At 39.4% G+C, this 8,136-nt stretch carries 4 protein-coding genes, 1 tRNA gene and 1 CRISPR repeat array (1 of these 6 only partly in view); of the genes, 4 read left to right on the top strand and 1 reads right to left on the bottom strand.

The window, feature by feature from the left end; all coding sequences use genetic code 11:
• Window positions 1–311: 311 nt before the first annotated feature.
• The gene (locus H6G68_RS07005; protein WP_422595634.1) at window positions 312–1,277 is read left to right on the top strand and encodes a hypothetical protein; all 966 of its coding nucleotides are present in this window, start codon (window positions 312–314) and stop codon (window positions 1,275–1,277) included.
• 85 nt (window positions 1,278–1,362) lie between these two features.
• On the opposite strand, the gene nadA is transcribed toward H6G68_RS07005, so the two are convergent.
• Window positions 1,363–2,325, bottom strand: coding sequence for a quinolinate synthase NadA (gene nadA / locus H6G68_RS07000; protein WP_190905975.1), 963 nt, complete (start codon window positions 2,323–2,325; stop codon window positions 1,363–1,365).
• 150 nt (window positions 2,326–2,475) lie between these two features.
• On the opposite strand from nadA, the gene H6G68_RS06995 reads away from it, so the two are divergent.
• The 3 genes from H6G68_RS06995 (at window position 2,476) to H6G68_RS06985 (ending at window position 6,038) form a co-directional block, all read left to right on the top strand.
• Complete coding sequence (locus H6G68_RS06995; RefSeq protein WP_190905974.1) at window positions 2,476–3,405, top strand: TIGR04168 family protein; 930 nt, start codon at window positions 2,476–2,478, stop codon at window positions 3,403–3,405.
• A gap of 57 nt (window positions 3,406–3,462) precedes the next feature.
• Window positions 3,463–3,547, top strand: a tRNA-Ser gene (locus tag H6G68_RS06990).
• Between the two features lie 316 nt (window positions 3,548–3,863).
• A complete protein-coding gene (locus H6G68_RS06985; protein ID WP_190905973.1) occupies window positions 3,864–6,038 on the top strand; it encodes an ATP-binding domain-containing protein in 2,175 nt (724 codons plus the stop codon).
• Between the two features lie 296 nt (window positions 6,039–6,334).
• Window positions 6,335–8,136: direct repeats of the CRISPR family, unit length 37 nt; unit sequence ATTGCAATTTCACATAATCCCTATTAGGGATTGAAAC; it runs 251 nt beyond the window's last position.

Genomic DNA, 8,136 nt, shown 5'->3' with positions numbered 1-8,136 from the left:
TGCGGCCACGATAGTCTGGGGGTTGCCCCACGCCAAAATAGCTCGATGCCAGGTCTATCACTACCACAAATCCCCCTCCCGCTTCATTCCGGGGGGTTTTTGTTTTTTAAGCTTACAAAACCAGCAAAGTCTACCCACAGTGAGATCTGAGGACAAGCCCTTGTACGTCTAAGCTATTCTAAACACATTCGATAAAGTTGGCATGATCAGGATATGATACGAGGGTCTTAATAATTTTGTTTGGCAACCTTATCTATTTACTCATACAATTTTAGACTAGGTGAAGTTTGTAAAAACAGAGTCCTAAATTAATGAGTCAGTTAACAGGTCAGGGTGTAAGAGCTATCACTAAACTACAAATGGTAGATCGGATAAACGATATCGCTTGGCAAGCTCACCAGGGTAGCGTTGCTGCGATTATTCAACTATTGAACGAAAAGCTAGTTATGTCTGGTGTCAGAACTAGAGCTATTTTTGCTGATGGTGTATTACAACTTTTGTGTGAAGCTGCTACGGTAGAACAACTTGAGCAATCTCTTCTGGTACAGCAAATTCAGCAAATTCTTGATTCAACTGCACCGCGTAACATTCGTAAAGTCAATATTAACAGTCGCATTGTTAGAGAAGAGCAATTATTGTGGCTAGAAGAAATTAACCGTGGTCGGGAAAATCAATTACTTTGGTCACAGGAAATTACACTATCTCCGCCTGGTTTTGTCAAACAACTCATTCAAGATTTTACAGGAGCCTATGCTGAATCAGGAAAAGAGATTTTACCTAAAGCTCAATCTTTACTAACTAACAAATATAAGCACAAACATTCAGCAAAGAAGGGGATAATAGGGGCGACTGGTTTATGTACAATTCTTTTGCTTGCTTGGCTGGTTAATTCCGGTTTAGGAAATACACTCAAGAATTTCATCCCGCTAGACTTTTCCCCATCTTTGAAAACCGCAAACGAGATTAAATCACAAGTATCATCCCGTAGTGTTAACAACAGCCTTTCTAAACCATCTATTAATTCATCAGATGACGCATTTGCTGATGCTGTGCGATTTGCCAACCAAGCTTCTGCTGCTGGTAAAACAGCTACAACTTCAACTCAGTGGTTGGAATTAGCTGCTACATGGCAACGGGCTTCTGATTTAATGGGTAAGGTTCCCCCTAATCATAGCCGCTATCAAGAGGCAAAAATTCGGACTAAGTTATACAGGGAATATAGTGAGGCAGCGCAGAAAGAAGTGGAGAAGATTAAGTCAACTCCTGCGGGAAATTAAAAATCCCAAAATGCGCTACACATCAAAATCTAAAATCTATGTAGAGACTGTTCCTGAAAAGTCTCTACAATCTATGACATTCTACCTAAACACTCATTTCTAACATCCGTTGCATGGGACGCAATGCAGCGAGACGGATATCCTCTGACATGGTGATTTCGGGGGTGCGGTTTTTCATGGCTAAATACAGCTTTTCTAATGTATTTAACCGCATAAACGGACACTCGTTACAATCACAATTATTCTGTGGGGGTGCGGGAATAAAGTGTTTGTCCGGTGCTAATTTTTGCATCTGGTGGATGATTCCTGGCTCTGTAGCCACGATAAATTCCTGTGTAGGACTTTTTTGACAATAATTGAGTAAGGCGGCTGTAGAGCCAATAAAGCTGGCATGACGCAAAACGCTGGTTTCACATTCTGGGTGTGCGATCGCTTCTGCTTGAGGATGAGCAATTTTTAACTGGACTATTTTTTTTTCGGAAAAAGTCTCATGGACAATACAGCTACCTTGCCATAACAGCATATCTCTTCCAGTTTGTTCAATCACATATCGTCCCAAGTTCCGGTCTGGAGCGAAAATAATCGGCTGTTCTTTGGGTATTTGCTGGACAATTTTAACAGCGTTAGAACTAGTGCAAATAATATCGCTCATGGCCTTAATTTCGGCAGAGCAGTTAATGTAAGAAATTACCAAATGGTCTGGGTGTGCGGCTTTGAAAGCGGCAAACTGATCTGGGGGACAACTGTCAGCTAAAGAGCAACCAGCATTTAAGTCTGGTAACAATACTAATTTATCAGGATTAAGGATTTTCGCTGTTTCTGCCATGAAGTGAACACCGGCAAAAACAATTACATCTGCATTGGTATTTGCTGCGGCTTTGGCTAATTGTAAGGAATCGCCAATAAAGTCGGCAATATCTTGAATATCGGGGTCTTGATAGTAGTGCGCTAATATCACCGCGTTGAGTTCTGTTTTCAGATCCTCAATGGCAGCAAATAAATCTAGTGGTAGTGTACCTTGTGGTCGAGCAAGTGTAGTTGTAAACACAATTAAGAACTGCTTTTTTGTACAAATTATTATCTTGTGGATTCAATTATAGTAGTTTTTACCAAAAATAGTGGGCGGTTGATGTTGGCAATTTATGCCCAAATCGAGTGGAGTTTCATATGCTGGAGATATACGGCTTTTTAAAGTGGCATGACCAGTCAGAAAACTCAATCAAAACCTGTCAAAATTGCTGTAATTGGCGATGTTCACGACCAATGGGAAGTAGAAGACGGTATAGCACTCAAGCAGCTTGGTGTTGACTTAGTGTTATTTGTCGGAGATTTCGGGAATGAGTCAGTGGAAGTGGTAAAAGCGATCGCATCCCTCGATATTCCCAAAGCCGCGGTAATGGGCAATCACGATGCCTGGTACTCGGCCACTGAATGGGGACGCAAAAAATGTCCTTATGACCGCACCAAGGAAGACTGGGTACAGGAACAATTAGATTTATTGGGAGTGTCCCAAGTCGGTTATGGTAAGTTGGATTTTCCCCATTGGAATTTAACTGTGGTGGGTGGTCGTCCTTTTACCTGGGGTGGACCGGAGTGGAGATTTGCGGAAATCTGTCAAGAACGGTATGGTGTCTCTAGTCTGGAAGAGTCCGCAGATAAAATAGTCAAAGTAGTAAAAAGTGTGACTTGTGACAATATTATTTTTCTAGGACACAATGGACCGAGTGGTTTAGGCGATCGCCCTGAAGACCCCTGTGGTAAAGATTGGCATCCTATAGGTGGTGATTTTGGTGATCCTGATTTAGCGGAAGCGATTTCTCAAAGTCTCAATATGAAGAAAACTGTTTCTCTAGTCGCTTTTGGTCATATGCACCGCACTCTGCGCCATACTAAGAAGCTACAAAGGAAGGCTGTATTTAGAAGTCCAGAGGGAACAATTTACTTAAATGCCGCTACTGTACCCCGGATTATTGAGGAAGATGGTATAAAGTTACGAAATTTTTCTCTGGTTTCTTTAGAGAATGGTGTGGTAACAAAAGCTTCTCTAGTTTGGGTGGGTAAAGACTTTCAGGTGGCTGCTGAGGAAATTTTTTATAATTCTTCGGCTTCAGTAGTGCCAATTGCGTAATTATAGGTTATAGTGTTATTTGTCAGTTTTTGTGTTCCACAATCTGACAAATAATTTGGAGAGGTGGCAGAGTGGTCGAATGCGCCTGACTTGAAATCAGGTGAAGTGAAAGCTTCCGGGAGTTCGAATCTCCCCCTCTCCGTTTTTTTAGTTTTTATCTCACGCAGAGTCGGAGAGAAGAGCGCAAGAGTATGATCTGAAAACATTAGACATCTCCGGTAAAGATTGTAGAGCCGAGAATCCCTACCCAGGTCACGTCTCTACAAGGGCTTCAAGTCATGCATATTTAATTTTCACTCCTATGTCTATTAATTCTGCTGTGAGCGCCACTACTTACGCAAACATACTCAAGTATTCTAGCCCTATTCAATAATTCCATATCAGTATATTCTCACTGGTTCACTACTCATCAGCAATGATACCTTGGCAGCATTAACTATTCTAGGCACATAAAGAAAATGGCTGTAGGCATAGAAGAACAGGGTAGCAAATTTATCACCACTGAAGCAATCAAGAATCAAGATGGAGAACAAAAAGTTTGGGATGCTTTCCGTAGTGCTTTTGCTGATAGGAACTGCATTGGCTATTGGCGTTATCCCATTTTTTCCAAAGCTGGAGAAATTCGTAAAGAGCCAGATATCTTAATAGTTGATAGAGAATTTGGTGTAGTCGTAATAGAAGTCAAATCTATCCATATTGAGCAAATTGCTGCTATTAATGGTCAACAATGGCAATTAGAGAACAGTGATATCACGGAAACCAATCCTTATCAACAAGCAGAACACCAACTGCGAGCCTTAATATCATATAGTGATAGAGAACCTGCACTTTGGCGTAAGGTTAATGGTAGAACTATAGTTGCATTACCGCAAATTACCGCAGAACAATGGCAACAAAAAGGCTTTGATAAATTACCTGATTGTCCACCAATTATATTTCAAGACCAATTAGGAAAAGTTGGTTTATTAGAACGCATTCAACAAACTAATATTGTCATTCCCGGAACAGATTTAGAAGATAAAGACTGGGAATTATTACTATCGGTGATTGGCGGTACACCTGTACTTCGTAAACAACCCCGTAATCAAGTTACTACTACAGGTAAAACCCGTTCTAGCGTCATTGATAGTTTACGGGAAAAACTATATGAAATAGACTTACAGCAAGAACATATTGGTAAAGAAATTCCTGCTGGACCCCAACGTATTCGCGGTATTGCAGGTTCAGGAAAAACCGTGTTGCTCTGTCAAAAAGCCGCACATATGCACCTCAAGCATCCAGACTGGGATATTGCTTTAGTATTTTTTACTCGTTCTCTCTATGATTTAATGACTGGTTTACTCGACCAATGGATAAAGCGTTTTAGTTGTGGTGAAATGCACTATGATCCAAAAACTAACTTTAAATTGCAAGTATTTCATGCTTGGGGAGCAAGAGAACAACCAGGTTTATATAGAACTATTTGCGAATATCACGGTAAAAGACCTGGAACAGTTCAGAATACTAATGAAAGACAGCCAAATCGAGCTTTAATAGATTTAAGTAAACGGTTATTGGAAGAAATTACAATTGAACCGATGTTCGATGCTATTCTCATTGATGAAGGTCAAGATTTAGTAGCTGAAGATGATTTGAAATATGAAGATAAACAAGCTATTTATTGGTTAGCTTATCAAGCATTACGTCCTGTAAATGAAGACAAACCAGAAGAAAGACGCTTGATTTGGGCTTATGATGAAGCGCAAAGTTTGGATAATTTAGTAGTACCGAAAGCTAAAGAAGTATTTGGAGAAAAATTAAGTAATTTACTGAATAAACAACCCCAATATCCAGGGGGAATTAAACGTTCTGAAGTCATGCGCCGTTGTTACCGGACTCCGGGGCCAATTCTCACATCTGCTCATGCTATCGGTATGGGTTTGTTACGTCCAGAAGGAATGCTGACTGGTATTACTAATAAAGATGATTGGAATAGAATTGGTTATGAAGTGAAAGGAGATTTTCGGCGAGTTGGTAAACCGATAACTGTTAATCGACAACCACAATTTTCACCAAATCCTATTCCTGAACTTTGGGGAAAACCTGTTTTAGAATTTGAAACCTATGGTTCTCGTGAAGCGGAAATGACGGCTTTAGCTGAGAACATTATGCACAATATTGTCCATGACGGACTTAACCCCAGTCGTGATATTTTAGTGTTGGTTTTAGGTTCAACTTATGAAGCAATGGAATTAGAAACTTATGTCGCAAGTTTATTAATGGAGTACGACATTGATGTTTATATTCCTACTGCTTTAAAGTTAAATGATTTAGTTCCCCAATATCCTCATAATGACCCTGATAAATTTTGGCATGAAGGTGGGGTAACTATCTCGCGTATCACTCGCGCTAAGGGACACGAAGCGGATATGGTTTATGTGGTGGGTTTTGATAATGTAGCGCGGAATGAAAGTGATGTTAATTTCCGTAACCAGTTATTTGTGGCTTTAACGAGGGCGCGAGGTTGGGCGAATCTCAGCGGTGTTGGTAGTTATCCTCTGTATGATGAAATGCGAAAGGTAATTGCTAGTGGGGAAAGTTTTACTTTTACTTACAAGCGTCCACCGAAAAGGGATATTGGGGATGGTGATTAGGTTCAAATTTGGTAAAGTAAAAAAATTAGGTGGTAAAAAACCACGAAATAAAACGATTTTCTTCCCCTAATGCGCGAGGGGGTGGGTGTAAAAAATCCGATTTCTCAAAAAATGGCTGAAATCAAATCTAGATAAGGCTTTGATGGATTTTCCTGATCTACACCTCCGCGCACCTTACACAGCAAGGTTTTCAGCGTTTTTCACTCTTGACACTTTTTCTGGAATGGACTATTATGATCTTGACCGCGCAATTGAACCTTGAAAACTACATATATATAGGCTTTCAGACTGCCGCTATTGCAATTTCACATAATCCCTATTAGGGATTGAAACTGGCTAAATTCTCAGACATAATTAACAAGATATGGCAGTATTGCAATTTCACATAATCCCTATTAGGGATTGAAACGTAAATTGCCCCAGCATACACCAAAATATATTTGAATCAGATTGCAATTTCACATAATCCCTATTAGGGATTGAAACGTTTTGGGTTGCTACTTAAGTGTAGTTTTTCTATTGCAATTTCACATAATCCCTATTAGGGATTGAAACCCCTTAAAATCGTATGCTTCCTTAGAGTTGCCGACATTAGATTGCAATTTCACATAATCCCTATTAGGGATTGAAACGTCAATAGTCGTTGTTACAGCATTAATACCAGGTATTGCAAATTGCAATTTCACATAATCCCTATTAGGGATTGAAACTTCCCTCTGTATTTCGACGTATACGCCACTCATATTGCAATTTCACATAATCCCTATTAGGGATTGAAACACAGGATGCAGCTTAGAGGATACGGGTTTAATCGCCTCTGATTGCAATTTCACATAATCCCTATTAGGGATTGAAACATACTTTGAACAGAAATGCAATTATAGGTATATTTATGCGGATTGCAATTTCACATAATCCCTATTAGGGATTGAAACGATAACTATATTGCAACTACTAAGAGGTAACAATGCCGGATTGCAATTTCACATAATCCCTATTAGGGATTGAAACTATCGATGATCCTGCATACAACATTGGTGCATATCGGCATTGCAATTTCACATAATCCCTATTAGGGATTGAAACCGGCATACTTTGGAGCGTAAAGCACTAATTCATTTAATATTGCAATTTCACATAATCCCTATTAGGGATTGAAACAATTTACCCTCTTACCTTTGAAAGACGAGACTATTATTGCAATTTCACATAATCCCTATTAGGGATTGAAACGACTGGATATTTTGGAACAAATTTTATTTATTGGTAAATTGCAATTTCACATAATCCCTATTAGGGATTGAAACCAGGCGTGGGAAATGCCAAACCTGGGGAAGTTAAATTGCAATTTCACATAATCCCTATTAGGGATTGAAACTCTCGCTTTTTCTTTTCATCCTCACTATCAGGCGGGGATTGCAATTTCACATAATCCCTATTAGGGATTGAAACGCAATAGATGCAACTTTGAACCACTCTTTGACTGTTTATTGCAATTTCACATAATCCCTATTAGGGATTGAAACCCTCAGTTGCACCACCGGCGATAGATGCAAAAATGCGATGGAATTGCAATTTCACATAATCCCTATTAGGGATTGAAACCCCAAGCCTTAACCACCACAGCCAACCGATCAGCCTGATTGCAATTTCACATAATCCCTATTAGGGATTGAAACCAAACGCCACACCCCTACTAGCCTTGCAAATCAAGCCTTATTGCAATTTCACATAATCCCTATTAGGGATTGAAACCTGCTGGGAACTTCCTTGATAATCCTCAGCCAATTGATCCGAATTGCAATTTCACATAATCCCTATTAGGGATTGAAACACTTCACCTTTTGTAGTTGTGGCTAAACTACCATTGCAATTTCACATAATCCCTATTAGGGATTGAAACTATGTGCCAAGCATTAATCATAGAAAATGAGTATAGATTGCAATTTCACATAATCCCTATTAGGGATTGAAACATTTTGCGTAAGTATTTATTTTATACTTTTAGAATTATTGCAATTTCACATAATCCCTATTAGGGATTGAAACAAAACGTATCAGACAAGGAAAGCGCTATTTATAAATTGCAATTTCACAT

Source organism: Anabaena catenula FACHB-362, from assembly GCF_014698735.1.
Taxonomy (GTDB): domain Bacteria; phylum Cyanobacteriota; class Cyanobacteriia; order Cyanobacteriales; family Nostocaceae; genus Anabaena; species Anabaena variabilis_A.
The sequence above is the reverse complement of the archived record's forward strand: the minus strand, read 5'-3'. Positions and strand labels throughout refer to the sequence as shown.